At 70.5% G+C, this 19,503-nt stretch carries 17 protein-coding genes and 1 tRNA gene; 13 read left to right on the top strand and 5 right to left on the bottom strand.

All coding sequences use genetic code 11. From position 1 onward, the window contains the following. Window positions 1-16 precede the first annotated feature (16 nt). From RWS82_RS13295 to RWS82_RS13275, 5 genes are all read left to right on the top strand, one after another. The gene (locus RWS82_RS13295; RefSeq protein WP_314650923.1) at window positions 17-1,879 is read left to right on the top strand and encodes an ABC-F family ATP-binding cassette domain-containing protein; all 1,863 of its coding nucleotides are present in this window, start codon (window positions 17-19) and stop codon (window positions 1,877-1,879) included. Between the two features lie 152 nt (window positions 1,880-2,031). Continuing rightward, window positions 2,032-3,786 carry a Na+/H+ antiporter gene (locus tag RWS82_RS13290; RefSeq protein WP_314650922.1) on the top strand — a complete coding sequence of 585 codons (1,755 nt, stop codon included), beginning with the start codon at window positions 2,032-2,034 and terminating at the stop codon, window positions 3,784-3,786. A 163-nt stretch (window positions 3,787-3,949) separates the two neighbouring features. Continuing rightward, the gene (locus RWS82_RS13285) at window positions 3,950-4,858 is read left to right on the top strand and encodes a MetQ/NlpA family ABC transporter substrate-binding protein (protein ID WP_314650920.1); all 909 of its coding nucleotides are present in this window, start codon (window positions 3,950-3,952) and stop codon (window positions 4,856-4,858) included. Window positions 4,859-4,961: 103 nt separating this feature from the next. Beyond that, a complete protein-coding gene (locus RWS82_RS13280; RefSeq protein WP_314650917.1) occupies window positions 4,962-6,005 on the top strand; it encodes a methionine ABC transporter ATP-binding protein in 1,044 nt (347 codons plus the stop codon). Beyond that, on the top strand, window positions 6,005-6,664 hold the full coding sequence (locus RWS82_RS13275) for an ABC transporter permease subunit (RefSeq protein ID WP_314650915.1): 660 nt from the start codon (window positions 6,005-6,007) through the stop codon (window positions 6,662-6,664). The genes RWS82_RS13280 and RWS82_RS13275 overlap by 1 nt, the downstream gene beginning before the upstream one ends. Window positions 6,665-6,670: 6 nt before the next feature. Here RWS82_RS13275 and RWS82_RS13270 read toward each other — a convergent pair whose 3' ends face one another. Genes RWS82_RS13270 through RWS82_RS13260 form a run of 3 tightly spaced genes read right to left on the bottom strand, consistent with a single transcriptional unit; the run spans window position 6,671 to window position 8,646 of the window. After that, the gene (locus tag RWS82_RS13270; RefSeq protein WP_314650913.1) at window positions 6,671-7,612 is read right to left on the bottom strand and encodes a pseudouridine synthase; all 942 of its coding nucleotides are present in this window, start codon (window positions 7,610-7,612) and stop codon (window positions 6,671-6,673) included. A gap of 19 nt (window positions 7,613-7,631) precedes the next feature. After that, entirely contained in the window at window positions 7,632-8,126 is a 495-nt protein-coding gene (locus tag RWS82_RS13265) for a MarR family transcriptional regulator (RefSeq protein ID WP_314650912.1), read from the bottom strand. Between the two features lie 7 nt (window positions 8,127-8,133). Then, window positions 8,134-8,646, bottom strand: coding sequence for a GNAT family N-acetyltransferase (locus RWS82_RS13260; protein WP_314650910.1), 513 nt, complete (start codon window positions 8,644-8,646; stop codon window positions 8,134-8,136). Window positions 8,647-8,727: 81 nt separating this feature from the next. Between RWS82_RS13260 and RWS82_RS13255 the strand changes: the two genes are divergently transcribed. From RWS82_RS13255 to RWS82_RS13225, 7 genes are all read left to right on the top strand, one after another. Further along, window positions 8,728-8,799: transfer RNA gene (locus RWS82_RS13255), tRNA-Gln, on the top strand. Window position 8,800: 1 nt separating this feature from the next. Continuing rightward, entirely contained in the window at window positions 8,801-10,231 is a 1,431-nt protein-coding gene (gene glmU / locus RWS82_RS13250; RefSeq protein WP_314650908.1) for a bifunctional UDP-N-acetylglucosamine diphosphorylase/glucosamine-1-phosphate N-acetyltransferase GlmU, read from the top strand. A 7-nt stretch (window positions 10,232-10,238) separates the two neighbouring features. Continuing rightward, the gene (locus RWS82_RS13245) at window positions 10,239-11,273 is read left to right on the top strand and encodes a ribose-phosphate diphosphokinase (RefSeq protein ID WP_314650907.1); all 1,035 of its coding nucleotides are present in this window, start codon (window positions 10,239-10,241) and stop codon (window positions 11,271-11,273) included. 94 nt (window positions 11,274-11,367) lie between these two features. Further along, window positions 11,368-11,835 carry an FMN-binding protein gene (locus RWS82_RS13240; protein WP_314650904.1) on the top strand — a complete coding sequence of 156 codons (468 nt, stop codon included), beginning with the start codon at window positions 11,368-11,370 and terminating at the stop codon, window positions 11,833-11,835. 10 nt (window positions 11,836-11,845) lie between these two features. Further along, entirely contained in the window at window positions 11,846-12,709 is an 864-nt protein-coding gene (locus tag RWS82_RS13235; protein WP_314650902.1) for an FAD:protein FMN transferase, read from the top strand. A gap of 7 nt (window positions 12,710-12,716) precedes the next feature. After that, window positions 12,717-14,291, top strand: a complete 1,575-nt coding sequence (locus tag RWS82_RS13230; RefSeq protein WP_314650900.1) for an FAD-dependent oxidoreductase — start codon at window positions 12,717-12,719, stop codon at window positions 14,289-14,291. A gap of 259 nt (window positions 14,292-14,550) precedes the next feature. Next, a complete protein-coding gene (locus RWS82_RS13225) occupies window positions 14,551-15,372 on the top strand; it encodes a DUF559 domain-containing protein (protein WP_314650898.1) in 822 nt (273 codons plus the stop codon). A 136-nt stretch (window positions 15,373-15,508) separates the two neighbouring features. On the opposite strand, the gene RWS82_RS13220 is transcribed toward RWS82_RS13225, so the two are convergent. Together RWS82_RS13220 and RWS82_RS13215 are read right to left on the bottom strand one after the other, a co-directional pair. Next, window positions 15,509-16,996, bottom strand: a complete 1,488-nt coding sequence (locus RWS82_RS13220; protein WP_314650896.1) for an ATP-binding protein — start codon at window positions 16,994-16,996, stop codon at window positions 15,509-15,511. 47 nt (window positions 16,997-17,043) lie between these two features. Beyond that, entirely contained in the window at window positions 17,044-17,772 is a 729-nt protein-coding gene (locus RWS82_RS13215; RefSeq protein ID WP_314650895.1) for a response regulator transcription factor, read from the bottom strand. 197 nt (window positions 17,773-17,969) lie between these two features. Here RWS82_RS13215 and RWS82_RS13210 point away from each other — a divergent pair, with 197 nt between their 5' ends. Continuing rightward, window positions 17,970-19,442: an ABC transporter permease gene (locus RWS82_RS13210; RefSeq protein WP_314650893.1), complete on the top strand. Its 1,473-nt coding sequence runs from the start codon at window positions 17,970-17,972 to the stop codon at window positions 19,440-19,442. The last annotated feature ends 61 nt before the right edge of the window (window positions 19,443-19,503 follow it).

The raw sequence follows: 19,503 nt of genomic DNA, 5'->3' as shown, positions 1-19,503 counted from the left end.
TTAGTCTGGGAGGGATATGGCACATCTCCTGGGGGCCGAGTCCCTGCACCTCGAATACCCGACGCGCGTCGTCTTCGACTCCGTCACCCTCGGCATCGAGGAGGGGGACCGCATCGGCATCGTCGGCCGCAACGGCGACGGCAAATCGAGCCTGCTCGGGATGCTCGCGGGCACCAAGGAACCGGATGCCGGCCGCGTCACCGTGCGCGGCGGCACCCGCATCGGCGTGCTCTCCCAGGCCGACACGCTCGACGAGGACCTCACGATCGGCGAGGCCGTCGTCGGCGACACCCCCGAGTACGAGTGGGCGGGGGACGCCCGCACCCGCGACGTCATCGAGGGACTCCTCGGCGAACTGCCGTGGGATGCCCGTCTCGGATCGCTCAGCGGCGGGCAGCGCCGGCGCGTCTCGCTGGCCCGCCTGCTCGCCGGGGACTGGGATGTGCTCGCCCTCGACGAGCCCACCAACCACCTCGACGTCGAGGCCATCACGTGGCTCGCCGGGCACCTGAAGAAGCGGTGGGCGCCGAGCTCCGGCGCCCTGCTGGTCGTCACCCACGACCGGTGGTTCCTCGACGAGATCTGCACCGAGACGTGGGAGGTGCACGACCGCATCGTCGAGCCGTTCGAGGGCGGGTACGCCGCGTACATCCTGCAGCGCGTCGAGCGCGACCGCATGGCGGCGGCGACCGAGGCGAAGCGTCAGAACCTCGCCCGCAAGGAGCTCGCCTGGCTTCGCCGCGGTGCCCCCGCGCGCACGAGCAAGCCGAAGTTCCGCATCGACGCGGCGAACGAGCTCATCGCCGACGTGCCCGAGATCCGCGACACCGTCTCGCTGCAGTCGCTCGCCGTCTCGCGTCTGGGCAAGGACGTCGTCGACCTGCTCGACGTCGCGGTGACCTACTCGACGGAGGACGGCGGCACGAAGACCGTGCTGCGCGACGTCGAGTGGCGCATCGCGCCGGGCGAGCGCACCGGCATCCTGGGCGTGAACGGTGCGGGCAAGTCGACCCTGCTCGGTCTCATCTCGGGCACGGTCGAGCCGACCGAGGGTCGGGTCAAGCGCGGCAAGACCGTGCAGGTGCGCACGCTCACGCAGCGCATCGCCGAACTCGAACCGCACTGGAACGAGCCGGTGCGGGTGGTCATCTCGGGACTGCGCACCTCGTACACGCTCGGCGCGGGATCGAAGGCGCAGGACCTCACGCCCGGGCAGCTGCTCGAACGCCTCGGCTTCTCGTCGGCGCAGCTCTCGACACCGGTCAAGGATCTCTCGGGTGGCCAGCAGCGCCGGCTGCAGCTGCTGCTCGTGCTGCTCGACCAGCCCAACGTGCTGATCCTCGATGAGCCCACCAACGACATGGACACCGACATGCTCGCCGCGATCGAGGACCTCCTCGATTCCTGGTCGGGCACGCTGCTGGTGGTCAGCCACGACCGGTACTTCCTGGAGCGCGTGACCGACCAGCAGTACGCGATCCTCCCGGGTCCCGACGGCGTGGGGCGTCTTCGTCACCTGCCCGGCGGCGTCGACGAGTACCTGCGTCTGCGACAGCTGCAGGATGCCGGCAGGGGAGCGGCAGCGCCCGCCGGCACCGGGTCGGCGGCCTCCACGGGCGCGGCGGCATCCGCCCCCGCCGCACCCGCCGGAGGTCTCGACGGAGCCGCCCTGCGGACCGCGCAGAAAGAGGTGTCGGCCCTGGAGCGGCGCATGCAGAAGCTGACGCAGCAGGTCGACGCGGCGAAGCGCGCCCTCGCCGATCACGACCAGAGCGACTACGCGGGTCTCGGTGACAAGATGGCTGCGATCAGTGCGCAGGAGTCGGAGATCGCCGAGCTCGAAGAGAAGTGGTTCGAGCTCACCGAGCAGATCGGCTGAGTCCCCCTTCTCCCACCGGGGGAGCGGCGCTCCCTGGTGCGCGACGCGCGCGAGGGAATACCTTTGCCCTCAGACGCGCTGTGCTCTGGGTGGGATCCGACGCCATCCGGTGTCGCACGGCATGATTCTGCGGCATTTCGGGAGGTACGCCCATGGAAGGACTCGAGGTCACGGTCCTGCTCGGACTCACGATCCTCGTCGGCACTCTGCTCGCCCCGCGCATCCGGCTGGCATTGCCGCTGGTGCTCGTGGTGATGGGTCTGCTGCTGGGCTTCATCCCGGCGCTGCGCGAGGTGCAGCTGCCGCCGGAGACCGTGCTGCTGCTCTTCCTGCCGGTCATGCTCTTCTGGGAGAGCCTCACGACGTCGCTGCGGTCGATCCGCCGTGACTTCCGCTACATCCTGCCCATGAGCACGCTGCTCGTCGTCGCCTCGGCGTTCGCGGTCGCCGGGGTCGGGGTGCTGTTCGGGATGCCGTGGGAGATCGCGCTCATCCTCGGCGCCGCCGTCGCACCGCCGGACGCCACGGCGGTCGCGGCCCTCGGCCGCCTCCTGCCGCGGCGCATGTTCATGAAGCTGAAGGCCGAGAGCCTCACCAACGACGGCACCGCCCTCGTGCTCTACGCGATCGCCGTGTCGCTCGCCGTCGGCGGGCAGATCACGCCGCTGTCGGTGACGTGGACGGTGCTGGTGTCGTACGTCGGCGGTATCGCCGCGGGCGTCGTCGTCGCGTTCCTCGGCGCTCTGCTGCTTCGCGGCACGAACCGCACATCCGTGCTGAACGTGACGCTGCTGCTCATCCCCTTCACGGCGTTCCTCCTCGCCGAGATCATCCACGCCTCCGGGGTGCTCGCGGTGGTCGTCGCCGGGCTCATCGTCTCGTTCGTGTCGCCGCGGGTGACGACGGCGTCGTCGCGTCGTCAGACCGACGCGGTGTGGCCGTTCGGGGTGTTCCTGCTCAACGGCGCCCTCTTCATCCTGATCGGCCTCGAGGTGCAGTACGTCGTGCACGAGATCTCCGGCGCGATGATCGGGTGGCTCGCGCTCACGTCGATCGCGGTGTGGGTGACGCTCGTCGTCGTCCGTTACGTGTTCCAGCTGCTCACCGCGCCGTTCCAGCGGCAAAGCGGGCAGCGGCCCCCGCGGGGTCTGCGTGCGCGCTCGCGGGTGGTCTCGACCGTCGCCGGCATGCGCGGCGCCGTCTCGCTCGCGATCGCCCTGTCGGTGCCCTCGACGCTCGCCGAGGGGTCGTCGGGCCGGGATGAGGTCGTGTTCGTCACCGCGGGTGTCATCCTGCTCAGCCTCCTCGTGCAGGGGCCGCTGCTGCCCGCCGTCGTGCGGTGGGCGCGGATGCCCGTCGACCACGCCGAGCAGGAGGAGTACGAGCTCGCCGAGCGCACGATCTCGGGCGCGGCTCTCGCAGCGCTCGACGATCTCGCGGTGGAGCACGGCGTGGGCCAGGAGGTGCGCGACCGCGTGCGCACCGAGGGATACCAGATGCTCGAACTCGCCAACGCCAAGGCGCTCGCCCGCGAGCAGGAGCTCGTCGACGCCGAAGCCCGCGAGCTGGATGCACTCCTCGCGCAGCCCGACACGACGAACGACGTGCCCGCTGCTCCCGCCGTCGACCCCGATGCGCCCGCGGGCATGGGTGGGGTGACGGATGCCCTCGACGGCACGACCCTGCAGATGATCGCCACGTCGACCGACGTCGACGTGATGCAGCGATCGCCGCTGGTGCGCCATGAGGAGCACACCCGGCTGAAGCTCGCGCTGCTCGAACGCAAGCGCGAGGTGCTGCTCGGCCTCCGACGTTCCGGGACGATCGACGACGTGGTCGTGCGGCGCATCGCCGCCCGCCTCGATCTCGAGCAGGTTCGGTTGCAGGGCATCGAGGAGTTCGACTGACCGCGCGCGCGGCGGCGGCGCAGCGACGGGCGGGCGGACGGATGCCGCGGCGATACGCGCGGGCACTGCCGTCGCGTGACGCTGTGTGACGGCGCGATTCCGCGCACAGCCGCCGCCCTGCCTAACGTATTCGAGTCCCTGACAGAAGGAACCCGCACACATCATGTCTCGTCGTACCACCTCCCTCCTCGCCGCGCTCGCCGCGGTCCCGCTCGTCATCGCGCTCGCCGGCTGCGCCACGTCGTCCGACGCCGGATCCGGCGACTCCGGTTCGTCCGACGGTGAGACCGTCAAGATCGGCGTCGTCGGCAAGGGCGACCCCCAGTGGCCCGCGTTCGTCGACGCGGCCGCCGAAGAAGGCATCACGGTCGAGCTCGTCGACTTCGGCTCGTACGAGCAGCCGAACCCGGCGCTGAGCGAGGGCGAGATCGACCTCAACCAGTTCCAGCACATCGTGTACCTCGCCGACTACAACGTGAACTCGGGCTCCGACCTCGAGCCGATCGGTTCGACCGCGATCTACCCCCTCGGCCTCTACTCGAAGAAGTACGACGACGTCGACAGCATCCCCGAGGGCGAGACCGTCGCGGTCCCCGACGACGCGTCGAACCAGGCGCGCGCGCTGCTCGTGCTGCAGTCGGCCGGCCTCATCGAGCTGAAGAGCGGCGGCACGATCTTCTCCGACATCGCCGACGTCGACACCGCGAAGTCCAAGGTGAAGGTCACGGCTCTGGAGGCCGCCCTCATCCCCACGTCGCTGCCCGATGTCGCGGCCGCGATCATCAACAACGACTTCGTCGAGGACGCGGGTCTGACGTTCGACGACGCCATCGCGCAGGACGACCCGGAGGACCCGAACGCCCTCCCGTACGTCAACATCTTCGCGGCTCGCGCCGAAGACGCCGACAACGAGACCTACCTCAAGCTGGTCGAGATCTTCCACACCAACGAGGCCGTCCAGAAGGGTCTGAGCGAGTCGTCCGGCAACACGGCCGTGGCGTTGCAGACGCCGGTCGAGGACCTCGTCGCCTCGCTCGAGAAGGTCCAGAAGGACACCGAAGAGAACAAGTGAGTCAGCGCGGGTGGAGACCCCTCCCGCCTGATGCGAGAGAATCGGGTGGCGCCTCGTGCGTCACCCGATTCGTCGTTCCCGACACCCCACCCCGGAGCATCCCATGCCGATCGTGCGCCTGACCGACGTGTCCAAGGCCTACCCGTCCCGCGTGGCGGGCGACGCCGAGATCCTCGCCGTCGACGACGTCTCGCTGTCGATCGAGAAGGGCGACGTCTTCGGCATCATCGGGTATTCCGGTGCCGGCAAGTCGACGCTCGTCCGCCTCATCAACGCCCTCGAGCCCGCCACCTCGGGTTCCATCCACGTCGACGGCGTCGACATCACCGCCCTCCCCGAGCGGGCGCTGCGCACCGTGCGCGGCGGGATCGGAATGATCTTCCAGCAGTTCAACCTCTTCTCGTCGCGCACGGTCAAGGCCAACGTCGCGTACCCGCTCAAGCTGGCCGGCTGGTCGAAGGCCGACATCGAGGAGCGCGTCGCCGAGCTGCTGTCGTTCGTCGGCCTGGCCGACAAGGCGAAGGCGTACCCCGAGCAGCTCTCGGGCGGGCAGAAGCAGCGCGTCGGCATCGCCCGCGCCCTCGCGACGAAGCCCGCCATCCTGCTCGCCGACGAGGCCACCAGCGCCCTCGACCCGCAGACCACCCATGAGGTGCTCGACCTGCTCAAGCGGGTCAACGAGGAGCAGGGGGTGACCATCATCGTCATCACCCACGAGATGGACGTCATCCAGACGATCGCCACCAAGGTCGCGGTGATGGAGCGCGGCCGGGTCATCGAGCAGGGCGACGTGTTCGACGTGTTCTCCGCCCCGCAGAACCCCGCGTCGCAGCGCTTCGTCGGCACGGTGGTGAAGGGCATCCCGTCGCCCGCCGAGCTCGCCGTGCTGCGCGAGCGGCACCGCGGGCGCATCGTCACGTTCTCGTTCCGCGACGGCGACTCGTCGCAGGCGCAGGTCTTCCTCGACCTCGCCGCCGCCGGTCTCGACTTCGAGCTCGTGTACGGCGGCATCAACGACATCCGCGGGCGTGCGTTCGGACACCTGACGCTGGCGATCCGCGGCGAGGGCGCCGCCATCGACCGGGCACTGGCCGCCATCGCCGCACGCGTCGAAGTGACCGAGATCGCCGGAGAGGAGGCCCGCTGATGGATCGTCTGATCGAACTCGGACCGGAGTTCTGGAGCGCCGCGCTCGAGACCCTGTACATGACCTCCTTCGCACTGCTGCTCGGCGGCGTGCTCGGACTCGTCGTCGGCATCGTGCTCTACGTCTCGCGCCCCGGCGGTCTCATGCAGAACGCCGCCGTCTCGGTGATCGCCAACCTCGCCGTCAACTTCTTTCGCCCGATCCCGTTCGTGCTGTTCGTCGCGGTGGCGCAGCCGTTCGCCCGTGCGGTGGTCGGCACGGGCATCGGCACCACCGCCGGCGCGTTCCTGATCGGACTCGCGGCCGCGTTCGCCATCGGCCGCATCGTCGAGCAGCACCTCGTGTCCGTCTCTCCCGGGGTGATCGAGGCCGCTCGGGCGATGGGGGCAGGGCCCCTGCGCATCCTGTTCACGGTGGCGATCCCCGAGTCGCTCGGACCGCTCATCCTCGGCTACACGTTCATCGTGGTCGCGCTCATCGACATGACGGCGATGGCCGGTCTGATCGGTGGCGGCGGCCTCGGCGCCTTCGCCCAGATCTACGGCTTCCGCCAGTTCGAGCCCGTCGTGATGTGGGCGGCGATCATCCTGATCGTGGTCTTCGTGCACCTCGTGCAGCTGCTGGGTGCGCGCCTGGCGCGTCGCATCATGCGCCGCTGACGACCGTCACCGGCCGGTCGGCGCCTCCTGCAGACGCCGGCCGGTGATGAACGCGCGCTCCTCGCCGGAGAGGGGGTCGGTGAACCGCAGCTCGCGAGCGAGCAGCTGCAGCGGACGGGAGAAATCGTCGGGCGCCTCGGGCAGCAGCACGGGGTAGAAGCCGTCGTTGAGGATGCCCGCGCCCAGCGCGGCGAGATGCACGCGCAGCTGGTGCATCTTGCCGCTGTGCGGGCGCAGCAGGGTGTGGATCACGCGCTCGTCGCTGCCGAGCAGCTCGATGCGCGTCTCGGAGTTCGGCTCGCGCTCGGCGTCGACCTGCACGCACACCTGGCCGCGGTGCTTGACGATGTGGTTGCGGTACACGAGGGGGAGCGGATGCCTCGCCAGGGCGGGTGCGGAGTCGTCCCAGTCGTCCGGTCGACGCGACACCGCCTCGTAGACCTTGCGCACCTCGCGGTTCTCGAAGAGCAGCTGGTAGGCGCCTCTCGTCTGCGGCCGGACCGAGAACATCAGCAGCCCCGCCGTCGCCCTGTCCAGCCGATGGATGGGGGTGAGCTCGGGGATGCCGAGTCGATTGCGCAGACGCACGAGGGCCGAGTTCTGCAGGTACTTACCGCCCGGCGTCGTCGGGAGGAAGTGGGGCTTGTCGGCCACGACGAGGTCGTCGTCGTGGTGGAGCACGTCGATGTCGAAGGGGATCTCGGCCTCGACCGGGGGCTCTCGGTAGTACCAGACGAACTCCGCGGCGCCGAGCGGGGTGTCGCGGGCGAGCGGGCTGCCGTCGCGCGCGACGATCTCCCCGCGGTCGAAGCGCACGCGCAGACGCTCGGGGTCGAGATGGAAGAAGCGCTCGATCATGTAGTCGGCGATCGTCGGCCACGACCCGCTCAGGGGCACGTGCAACCGCGTCGCTCCCACACCGTCACGCACCGGCAGGGGAGAGGCCATACCCATCAGCGGCCGCCGCTCACGCGTCGAAGCTCAGGCTGAGCTTGCGCAGCAGCGCAGCGAGCCGTTCGCGGTCGGATCGCGAAAGCGCGCGCAGCAGCTCGGCCTCGACGTCGACGAGGCGGGTGATGGCGGCATCCACCCGTACGCGTCCGTCGTCGGTGAGCGTCACCAGGATGCTCCGCCCGTCGCCCGGATCGGCCTCGCGCCGCACGAAGCGCCGCCCGACGAGGCGGTCGATGCGGTTGGTCATGGTGCCGCTCGACACGAGGGTCTGCTGCAGCAGCTGCTTGGGGGAGAGCTGGAAGGGCGCGCCGGCGCGGCGCAGGGCCGACAGCACGTCCCACTCCCACGGCTCGATGTCGCTGCGTCGGAACACGTCGCGGCGGGCGCGGTCGAGATGCCGCGAGAGGCGGTCCATGCGCGACAGCACTTCGAGCGGCGAGAAGTCGAGGTCGGGGCGCTGGGTGTTCCAGGCGCCGACGATGCGGTCGACTTCGTCGGTTGCGCTCATCCGTCCATTATCGCGTGCGCGCGTCGGCGTCCGCGAAGTCGATGCCCGCGCCGGCGAGGTCGATGTGCAGGAACGTGCTGTGCGGATCGGGCACGTACGTCGCGAACGGCGGGCATTCGACGAACCCGGCACGCTCGTAGAGACGTCGTGCGGGGGCGAAGAACTCGTCGCTCCCGGTCTCGAGCGACACCCGGCGCACGCCGCGCCGCCGGGCGTCGTCGAGCAGGGCGTCGAGCATCGCGCGGCCCAGTCCCTGGCCGCGGCGTTCCGGGTCGGTGCGCATCGACTTCAGCTCCTCGTGCCCGTCGTCTCCCGCGACGGGCGCCAGGGCGCCGGTGGCGACGAGCTCGTCGCCGTCGCGCGCCGCGAACAGTCGCACCCCCGGGTCGAGCAGCCGGTCCATGGGCAGGGCGTGCTGGCTCTCGGGTGGGGCGGTGCCGGCCATGTCTGCGTGGTGCGCGAGGAGGAAGGCGGCGAGGCCGGGGGCGGGGCCGTCGATGCGGTCGATCCGGATGCTCATGGGGCGAGCATCGCACGACCGTGTTTCGGTCGGATGACGGCGTGGCAGAATTGTCGAGCGGCGCCCCCGGGGTGGCCGCGGTCCGCCGTGGTGTAATGGCAGCACGACAGCCTTTGGAGCTGTGAGGTCTAGGTTCGAGTCCTGGCGGCGGAGCATGACAGAAGAGAACCTCGCGATCATCGTCCTCGCCGCAGGGCAGGGCACGCGCATGAAGTCCCGCCTGCCGAAGGTGCTGCACCGTATCGGCGGACGCCCGCTGGTCGGCCACGTGCTCACGACCGCGCGTGCGCTGGGGGCTCAGCACGTCGAGGTCGTGGTGCGGCACGAGCGCGACCAGGTCGTGAAGGCTCTGCGCGACGACTACCCCGACGCGGTCTTCGTCGATCAGGACGACATCCCCGGCACCGGACGCGCCGTGCAGGTGGCCGTCGACGCCCTGCCGGCCGACTTCGACGGCGACGTTCTCGTGCTCTCGGGCGACTGCCCGCTCGCCGATGCCGACACGCTCTCCTCGTTCCTCGACGAGCATCGCGCGTCTGGCGCCCCGGCCACGCTCATGACGGCCGTCGTCGACGACCCGACCGGCTACGGGCGCGTCATCCGCGACGCCGACGGCGGCGTCGACCGCATCGTCGAGCAGAAGGATGCGAGCGACGACGAGGCCGCCGTGCGCGAGATCAACGCCGGCATGTACGTCTTCCGCGCGACGACGCTTCGTACCTACCTCCCCGAGATCGGCGTCGAGAACGCCCAGGGCGAGATGTACCTCACCGACGTGCCCGGACTCGTGCGCCGCGACGGCGACCGGGTCGCGGCATCCGTCGTCTCCGACGTCTCCGTCACCTTCGGCGTCAACGACCGCGCCCAGCTCGCCGAGGTCGGCCGCCTGCTCAACGCGCGCATCGTGCGGCGCTGGCAACTGGCGGGCGTCACGATCGTCGACCCGACGACCACCTGGATCGACGACGACGCCGTGCTCGCGCCCGACGTGACGATCCTCCCGAACACGCAGATCCTCGGGGCGACCGTCATCGCCGAGGGCGCGACCGTCGGCCCCGACACCTCCCTGGTCGACTGCGAGATCGGCGAGGATGCCGTGGTGCGCCGCACCGACGCGACGTTGGCCGTGATCGGCGCCGGCGCGACCGTCGGCCCCTTCTCGTACCTGCGCGCCGGGACGGTGCTCGGCGCGAAGGGCAAGATCGGCGCCTATGTCGAGACGAAGAACGCCGAGATCGGCGATGGCAGCAAGGTGCCGCACCTGTCGTACGTCGGAGACGCGACGATCGGCCGCGGCGTGAACCTGGGCGCCAGCACGATCACCGCCAACTACGACGACGTGAACAAGCACCGCACCGAGATCGGCGACGAGGTGCACACCGGGTCGCACACGGTGCTCGTCGCGCCGGTTAGGCTGGGTGCGGGCGCGAAGACCGGCGCCGGCGCGGTGGTCCGCAAGGACGTCCCGGCCGGGGCCCTGGCCATGACCGTCGCCCCTCAGCGCAACATCGAGGGCTGGGTCGAGAAGAACAGAGCAGGCACGGGTGCGGCGGACGCCGCGTCCCGAGAACGAGCGGCGGAGTAGGCACGGAATGGCGCGCAAGAAGAAGACGGTCGATCTGGATCGCGACAACGGCGTGGCCCCCGGCCTCGTCGCGAAGACGAAGAAGCGCCTCGTCGTCGCGGGTGGGCGATCACACCCCGAGCTGACCGCGGCCGTCGCCGCCGCGCTCGGCACCGAGATCGCGCCCGTCGAGCACCGCACCTTCGCGTCGGGCGAGATCTACGCGCGCTTCGAGGTCTCGATCCGCGGCGTCGATCTGTTCCTCATCCAGACCTTCGGCGAGCCGGTCAACGAGTGGCTCATGGAGACGCTCATCATGATCGACGCCGCCAAGCGCGCGTCGGCCAAGCGCATCACCGTGGTCGCGCCGTACTATCCGTACTCCCGGCAGGACAAGAAGGGCCGCGGCCGCGAGCCGATCAGCGCCCGCCTCGTCGCCGACCTGCTCAAGACCGCCGGCGCCGACCGCGTGATGAGCGTCGACCTGCACGCGGCCCAGATCCAGGGATTCTTCGACGGCCCCGTCGACCACCTGTTCGCCAAGCCCGTGCTGCTCGACCACTTCCAGCGCACGCTCTCGCCCGCCGACCGTGAGATCCTCACGGTGGTCTCGCCCGACATGGGCCGCGTTCGCGTCGCCGACACGTGGTCCGACAGCCTCGGCGCGCCGCTGGCGATCATTCACAAGCGCCGCGACCCGAAGGTCGCGAATCAGGTGTCGGTGCACGAGATCGTCGGCGCCGTCGAGGGGCGCACCTGCCTTCTCGTCGACGACATGATCGACACCGGCGGCACGATCGTGAAGGCGGCGCAGGCGCTCAAGGCCAACGGCGCGCACCGCGTGATCGTCGCCGCGACGCACGCCATCTTCAGCGACCCGGCGTCCGAGCGCCTGCAGGACGCCGCGATCGACGAGGTCGTCATCACCGACACGATCCCCCTCACCGAGTCGCGCCGCTGGGAGAAGCTCACGATCCTCCCGATCGCCCCGCTGCTGGCGCGCGCCATCCACGAGGTCTTCGAAGACGGATCGGTGACGAGCATGTTCGGCGGAGACGCATAGCCCGCGCCTCGTCGCGGCACAGCAGGTCCATAGGCGGCCTTCCTACTCTCGGAGCATCGACACCGCGTCGACGACATCGAGCCGGAGGACCATCATGATCCGCACGACCGTTCCGACCCCTGTCCGTACGGGCTCCGCCCTGCTCGGCATCGCCGGGATCCTCGTCCTGGCCGGATGCTCCGGCACCACGACCGCCGACGACACCGCCGACTCCGGCTCGACCGATTCCGACAGCGGCACCTCGTCGGCGGGCGACGCGGGCGGCACCTACGAGGACGGCACGTACACCGCCGACGGCTCGTACCAGACGCCCGAGTCGGTCGAGACGATCTCGGTGACGCTCACCCTCGCCGACGGCGTCGTGACCGACGTCGAGGTGACGGGCGATCCGAAGGCCCGCGAGACCGAGCAGTATCAGGGCGCCTTCATCGACGGCATCTCGGAAGAGGTCGAGGGCAAGTCCATCGATGAGCTGAACGTCACGCGCGTCGCCGGATCGTCGCTGACCAGCGGCGGCTTCAACGCCGCCGTCGACGACATCAAGAAGCAAGCCGCCGCCTGACCCGCGCATCATGGTGATCTGGCGTTTCGAGGCGATCGGCACGCGGTGGGAGGTCGAGACCGACACCGACCTGCCCGCGCCCACGCGCACCGCCGTCGCGGCGCTGATCGATGATTTCGATCGCACCTGGTCGCGGTTCCGAGACGACTCGGCCGTCGCCCGCCTCGCTCGTGACGGCGGTCGGCTGGCGTCGGCCGACGCGGGGCCGATGCTCGATGCCTACCGGGAACTCGCGGCTGTCACCGGCGGAGCGGTCAACCCGCTCATCGGTGACAGCCTGGCCGCCCTCGGGTACGACGCCCGCTACTCGCTCGTGGCGGGGGAGGCGGTACCGGCACCCGTCGACTGGGAGCAGGCGCTGCGGTGGACCCGCGACGGCGCGACGCTGCAGGCACCGGCGACGATCGACGTGGGGGCGCTCGGCAAGGGACGCCTGGTCGACCTTGTGCTCGCCGCACTCGGCGACATCCCGGGTGGCGTCGTGGTCGACGCCGGGGGCGATCTCGCCGTGCGGGGGCGACCTGTGCGGGTGGGGCTGGAGCATCCGTTCGACACCACGCGCGCCATCGGCGTCGCGACGATCCGCGACCAGGCGCTCTGCGCGTCGGCGACGAATCGACGGGCCTGGGGCGACGGTCTCCACCACGTTCTCGACGCCCGCACCGGCCGGCCGGTGGCGACCTGGGCCGCCACCTGGGCGATCGCGTCCGACGCGATGACCGCGGATGCCCTCGCCACCGCCCTCTTCTTCGACGGAGGACCGGCGCTCGCCGCGCGCTGGGGCGTGGAGTGGGTGCGCATGAGCACCGACGGCCGCGCGCAGCGGTCGTCCGCCTGCCCCGTCGAGCTCTTCACCCCCGCCCCGCAGCGCTAGGAAGCCCATGTTCCGTTCCACCACCGCCCTTCGGCAGCGGGTGCTCGCGCGCCTCGGCGCCCTCTCGATGTACCGTCTCGTGCTGCTCGCGCTGGCCACGCTCGCCGTCATCGCGCTGGTCCTGTCGACGCTCGGCGTCATCGTCTCCCCGGCGCCGCTCGAGATCGTCGTGACGTTCGTCGTGCTCGCGGTCGTCATCTCGGGGGTCGACGTGCTCGCGCAGCGCCTGCTGCGACTGCCGTGGCGCGTGGAGTCGTCGCTGATCACCGCGCTCATCCTGCTCTTCGTGCTGCGACCCGGTGTCGAGCCCGCAACGCTGCTGGGCCTCGCCCTCGCCGGTGCGCTCGCGAGCGTGTCGAAATACCTGGTGGTGTGGCGCGGGCGGCACATCCTGAACCCCGCCGCGTTCGGCGCCGCGGTCGTCTCGATCGTCGGCTCGTTCGGCGCCTTCTCCTGGCTCGGCACCTCGGCGTCGTGGTGGGTGGGCACGCCGTCCCTCGCTCTCCCGGTGCTGCTGCTCGGTCTCGTCGTGCTGTGGCGCACCGAGAAGGTGCGGGTGGTCGCCCTGTTCCTCGTGCTCGCCGTGGCGACGTCGGTCGTGCGACAGTTCGTGCAGGCGCAGGAGGTCGGGCTGGCCGCCGAACTCGGCACGGCGCTCTCGTTCGCCGTGCTGCAGTCGCCGTTCCTGTTCCTCGGTGCATTCATGCTCTCGGAGCCCCTGACGCTGCCGCCGAGGCGTCGTCAGCAGTACATCGTCGCCGCGGTCGTCGGAGTGCTCGCCGGGTGGCCGATCTCGATCGGCGGCCTGTTCACGCTCGGTCAGGACCGCGCGCTCCTCATCGGCAATCTCGTCGCGTTCGCCTTCGCGCTGCGCGGCGCGGTGCGGCTGGTGCTCGAACGGCGTCGCGCGGTGACGCCCACCGCGCAGGAGCTGACCTTCCGCGTGTCGGGGCGCTTCGCGTTCGAGGCCGGTCAGTACCTCGAGCTCGACGTGCCGCATCGCCGCGCCGACGCCCGGGGCACCCGACGCGAGTTCAGCATCGTCTCGGCTCCCGCCGACCTGCCGGAGCTGCGGGTCGCCTACCGGAACGGCGACGCGCAGCATCCGTCGTCGTACAAGCGGGCGCTCGCCGGGGTCGAGCCCGGCGCCACGCTCGCCGTCACCGGTACGTGGGGCGATTTCGTGCTGCCGAAGGCCGACGTGCCCCTGTTGCTCGTGGCGGCGGGCATCGGTGTGACGCCGTTCGTGTCGCAGCTGCGTCAGCTGCAGGCGGAGGGAGTGGGGCGCGACATCGTGCTGCTCTACGTCGCCGCCGAGGCCGCCGAGCTCGCGTTCCGCGACGAACTGGCGGCGACGGGCGTGCGCACCGTGGTGTTCACCCGCGACGAGCCGCACGACCTGCCGGAGCACTGGACGTGGGCCGGGGGCATCCGTCTCGACGCCGACGGTCTCGCGCGGGTCGTGCCCGACCTCGCCACCCGTCACGCGTTCGTGTCGGGCCCGCCGCGGCTGATCGCCGAGCTCACCCCCGCGCTGCGTCGCACTCGCGGCCTCACCACCGACGCCTTCGCCGGCTACTGACCCGTCCGTCTGCGGGGCGTGCGGTGGGCCGGGCCGGCGGTGCGCGTCATCTGCAGGCGGAATTGTGGCCGGTACGGCACGCCATCTGCACGGACTCTTCACACGTGCACGGCCGAACCGCGGAATCCTCCGTGCAAACGTGAAAGTCTCGTGCGGCTGCGTGCGGGAAGTCCTCCTGCACAGTCGCCGAAACGACGGTCGATGTGCACAGTCCCGCTCGTTTCGCACGCGCGCGCCAGGGGCGCGCGAGGATGATCGGATGCTTGCACCCGCGCACGTGATCGAACACATCGGAGGAGTGGCGCGAGGGGCGCAACTCGGAGCCTTCGGTATCGACCGACATGGATTAGCGCGCGCAGTGCGCGGCGGCTCCATCATCCGCGTGCGCGCCGGGGTGTTCGCGCTCCCGCACACTCCGAACGACATCGTCATCGCCGCCGAACACGGGGGATCCGTCACGTGCATGTCGGCCCTGCGTCTGCACGGGATCTGGGCTCTCGATGGGGCATCCACCCTTCATGTGTGGATGGGTGCGAACGGGCGAGTGCATCACGACGGTTGCCCGTGCGTCAGCCACTGGTACGGCGGGGCGACGACCCTCGGGTTGGCTCCCGTGGAAGACGTCCTCGTCCACGTCCTCCGCTGTCAGGGGGAGGAGGCCTTCTTCGCGGCTCTCGAATCGGCTCTGCAGCAGCGGAAGGTCCGATCCACCACCAGGCTGGGGAGGAGCATCCCTGCGTCGGCACGGTGGCTGGTCGACCTCGCCCGAGACGACGCCGGCAGCGGTCTGGAGTCCCTTCTCCGGTTGCGTCTGCATCTGCTCGGTCTTCACCTCGAATGCCAGGTGTCCCTCTCCGGAGTCGGGCGCGTGGATTTCGTGGTCGACGGCCGAATCATCCTGGAGGTCGACGGTGCCGAGTACCACGCCGGCCGAACCTCGCGTCATCGAGATCTGCAGCGAGACGCCGCGGCGTCCCGCCTCGGCTACGAGACCCTCCGTTTCGACTACGCGATGGTGATGCACCACTGGCCCGTCGTGCAAGCGGCCGTCATTGCGGCGCTCGTTCGTGCCGCCCGCTGACTCCGCCCCGCGTGCGCGCGTCAGATGCCGGCGACACCAACTCGCACGCTGCACGAAAAGATCACGCCTGCACGGACGATCTTCCCGAACTTCCGTGCAGGCGTGCCAAGCCCGTGCAAGTGGCGCGAAGCGCCCCTCAGGCGGGGGTCGGGGAGTCGTCGGACGGGAGTTCGGGGGTCCGGGCATCCGGGGGCGACAACGGCAGGCGCACCGTGAACGTGGTGTCGCCGGGCTCGCTCGCGACGGCGATGTAGCCGCCGTGCCCCTCGACGATGGCCTTCGCGATCGCCAGGCCGAGACCCGTGCCGCCGGTCTGACGCGCGCGCGAACTGTCGCCACGCGCGAAACGGGCGAACAACTCGTCGCGCACTCCCGGATCAATGCCGGGGCCGTCGTCGTGCACCCGCACGACCGCCTCGTCGCCGTCCGTCTGCACGCTCACCGTGATCGCCGTGCCGGGCGGGGTGTGGGTGCGGGCGTTCGCGAGCAGGTTCGCGACCACCTGGTGCAGGCGCCCGGCGTCGCCGATGATCACCACGGGTTCGTCGGGCACCTCGATGCTCCAGTGGTGGTCGACCGCGGTCGGTCGGGCATCCGACAGACTCTCCAGGGCGAGCTGGCCGAGGTCGACGCTGCCGTAGACGAGTTCGCGACCCTCGTCGAGTCGGGCGAGCAGCAGCAGGTCCTCGACGAGTCGCGTCATGCGCAAGGACTGCGCCTGGATGCGTTCGAGAGACGTGGTGGTGCCCTCGATCGCTTCGGCGCCGTGGTTCTGCCCGAGCGCTCGCAGCGACAGCTCCGAGTACCCGCGGATGGACGCCAGCGGCGTCCGCAGCTCATGGCTGGCGTCGGCGACGAACCGGCGCATCCGCTCCTCGTTCTTCTGCCGGGCGGCGAGCGACGCGTCGACGTGGTCGAGCAGCTTGTTGAGCGACGCGCCGACGAGGCCCGTCTCGGTGCGCGGGTCCGCTTCGGATGCCGGCACCCGCTCGGTGATCGAGACCTCGCCGCGGTCGAGTGGCAGGTCGGCGACGCGGGTCGCGGTGGCGGCGACGGCGCGCAGCGGCCGCAGACCCACCCGGATCGTGATGGCGGTGGTGAGCGCGAGGAGGATGAGGCCGCCGATCGTGGCGAGCGCGATCACCGTGAGGAGGGTCGTGAGCTGCGCCTGGATGTCGGCGCGGGGGAGTCCGGTGACGACGATCACCCCGCTGTGCGAGGTCGTGACGGCGACGCGGTACGAACCGACGTCGGTGATCGACACGGTCGCGAGTCGCGGCCCGTCGAGGCCGTCGTTGATCTGGCTCAGTTGCGCCGCCGAGAGGGTCACGGAGCTCGCATCGAGCTCTTCGGCCGAGCTGGTGAAGACGGCGCCGCTCGTGCCGGTGAGGGGGCTCGACACGGCCAGCAGCAGCCCGGGTGGGGCGTTGCCGGCCCGGGCGAGGATGTTGTCGATCGTCGCCGTGCTCGCCGGCAGCGGGTCGACCCACCGCTCGGTCACCTGCAGGGCGTAGCTCTTCACGCGCTGGTCGAGCTGGTCCTCGAGCGTGCGGCCGAGCGACGCGCTGGTGATCACGGCGACGATGACGAGGATGAGCGACACGAACCCGATGACCGCCGTCATCAGGCGCGCCTGCAGGCTCAGCGGGCGCCGCGGCATCCTCGTTCCGCTCACTGCGGGGCCTTGATCATGTAGCCGACGCCCCGAACGGTGTGCAGCAGCGGCGTGCGGCCGGCGTCGATCTTCTTGCGCAGATACGAGATGTAGAGCTCGACGACCGACGACTTGCCGCCGAAGTCGTAGCTCCACACCCGGTCGAGGATCTGCGCCTTCGAGAGCACTCGACGCTCGTTGCGCATGAGATACCGGAGCAGTTCGAACTCGGTGGCTGTGAGTTCGATCTCGGTGCCGTCGCGCACGACCTCGTGGCTGTCCTCGTTGAGGGTGAGGTCGGCGACGCGCAGGATCGACTGCCCGTCGTCGGCCATCGCGTGGCCGGTGCGACGGATGATGGCACGCAGCCGGGCGATGACCTCTTCGAGGCTGAACGGCTTGGTGACGTAGTCGTCCCCGCCTGCGGTGAGCCCGGCGACGCGGTCGCCGACGGCGTCTTTCGCGGTGAGGAACAGCACCGGCACGAGGCTCCCGGATTCGCGCAGGCGCTTGAGCACGGCCATGCCGTCGAGGTCGGGCATCATGATGTCGAGCACGAGGGCATCGGGCTCGAACTCCCGAGCGACCTGCAGCGCCTCGAGTCCGGACGATGCCGTGCGCACCTCCCAGCCCTCCATGCGCAGCGCCATCGCGAGCAGGTCGGTGAGCATCTGCTCGTCGTCCACGGCGAGGATGCGCAGGGGGCTGCCGTCGGCACGGCGGAGATCGGGCAGGTCGCTGGTCATGCTCCCATTCTGCGGAGTCTCCTATGGGTTTTCTATGGAGCGCACTATGCGTTGTCTGTGAACCCGGCGCCTTCTCGGTCGAGCCGTCGGCGGCGCTCGGCATCCATAGCGTGCTCATCGCCGGGCCTTCGGACCCGCATAGACCCGCTTCCTACCGTCGTTCCCGGCACCGCGATCCACGCGGAAGAAGGAGAGACATGTACGGAACGTATCTACGGCGCGAACTCGCGGGCCGGAAGAAGCAGACCGCGATCGCGGCCATCGGGCTCGCGATCGCCATCGGACTGGTCATCGTCGTCAACGCGCTCACCACGGGTGTGCGGGACGCGCAGGCGCAGGCGCTCGAGGCCGTCTACGGGGTCGGCACCGACCTCACGGTGACCGGTGCGGCTGCCGAGCCGGGGGAGGGGGGCGGCCCTCGCTTCGAGTTCGACGCCGGGGACGGCCAGACCGACGGCGGCACGACCACGCTCGCGCAGTCGACCCTGCGCGCCGATCTGATGCGCGGCACCCTCGACGCCGGCGTCCTCGATCAGGTCAGCGGGGTCGACGGCGTGGCGGATGCCACGGGCGCGCTGAGCCTGACGAATTCGACCTTCTCGGGCGAGCTGCCGAGCGGCGGCTTCGGCACCGAGGGTGGTGCCGCCGACGAACAGAGCGGGATGCCCGCAGAGGGACAGGCTCCTCCGCAGGGCGGGGCCGACGGGGCGGGCGGCGGCGCGTTCGACGTCGACTCGTTCTCGGTGCTCGGCGTCGATCCGGCGGCCACGACGGTCGGCCCCCTGGCCTCCGCGGCGGTGACCGACGGTCGGATGCTCGACGCGTCCGACTCGGGTTCGCTCGTGGCGCTCGTCGACAGCACCTACGCCTCGACCGCGTCGATCGCCGTCGGCGACGTGATCGACGTGGCCGGGTCCGACGTCGAGGTGGTGGGCATCCTCTCGTCGACCTCGGATGCCGCCGACACCGCCGCGAACGTCTATCTGCCCCTCGACACCGCGCAGGACCTCGCCGGGGTGGGCGACGTCATCTCGACCGTCTACGTGCAGGCCGATTCCGCGTCATCCATCGAGGCCGTGCAGTCGTCTCTGGCGGATGAGCTGCCGGACGCGACGGTGACATCGCAGGCCGAGCTCGCGGCGAGCGTCTCGGGCTCGCTGTCCGGCGCGACGACGCTCGTGTCGAACCTCGGCACGTGGTTGTCGATCATCGTGCTCGCGGTCGCGTTGCTCCTGTCGGTGCTGCTGACGCTGTCGGGCGTCGGGCGACGCACCCGCGAGTTCGGAACCCTCAAGGCTCTGGGGTGGTCCAACGGTCGGGTCATGCGGCAGGTGGCCGGCGAATCGATGGTCCAGGGTCTTCTCGGCGGGGCCGCGGGGCTGGTGCTCGGTCTCGCGGGCATCGCCGTTGTGAATCTCGTGCGCCCGACGGTCGCCTCGAGCGCCGGGAGCGCGCAGAGCGGCCCGGCGGGATCGGGCGTCGGTCCTGCCGGCGGCGGGATGTTCCAGACCACCGCCACGGCCGATGTCGTGCTGCAGGCGCCGTTCACGCCCTGGGTGCTCGTCGCCGCCGTCGGTCTCGCCCTTCTCGGTGGCCTCGTCGCCGCCGCGTTCGGGGGCTGGCGCGCCGCCCGCCTGAGTCCGGCCGAGGCGCTGCGGGCCGTGGCATGAGCCCCGACGCCGCGCACGACCCCATGACCCCCATGACCCCCATGACCCCAACGACCCTCGC

Source organism: uncultured Microbacterium sp. (assembly GCF_963528945.1).
Taxonomy (GTDB): Bacteria; Actinomycetota; Actinomycetes; order Actinomycetales; family Microbacteriaceae; genus Microbacterium.
This window is presented reverse-complemented; position numbering and strand designations above follow the sequence as displayed.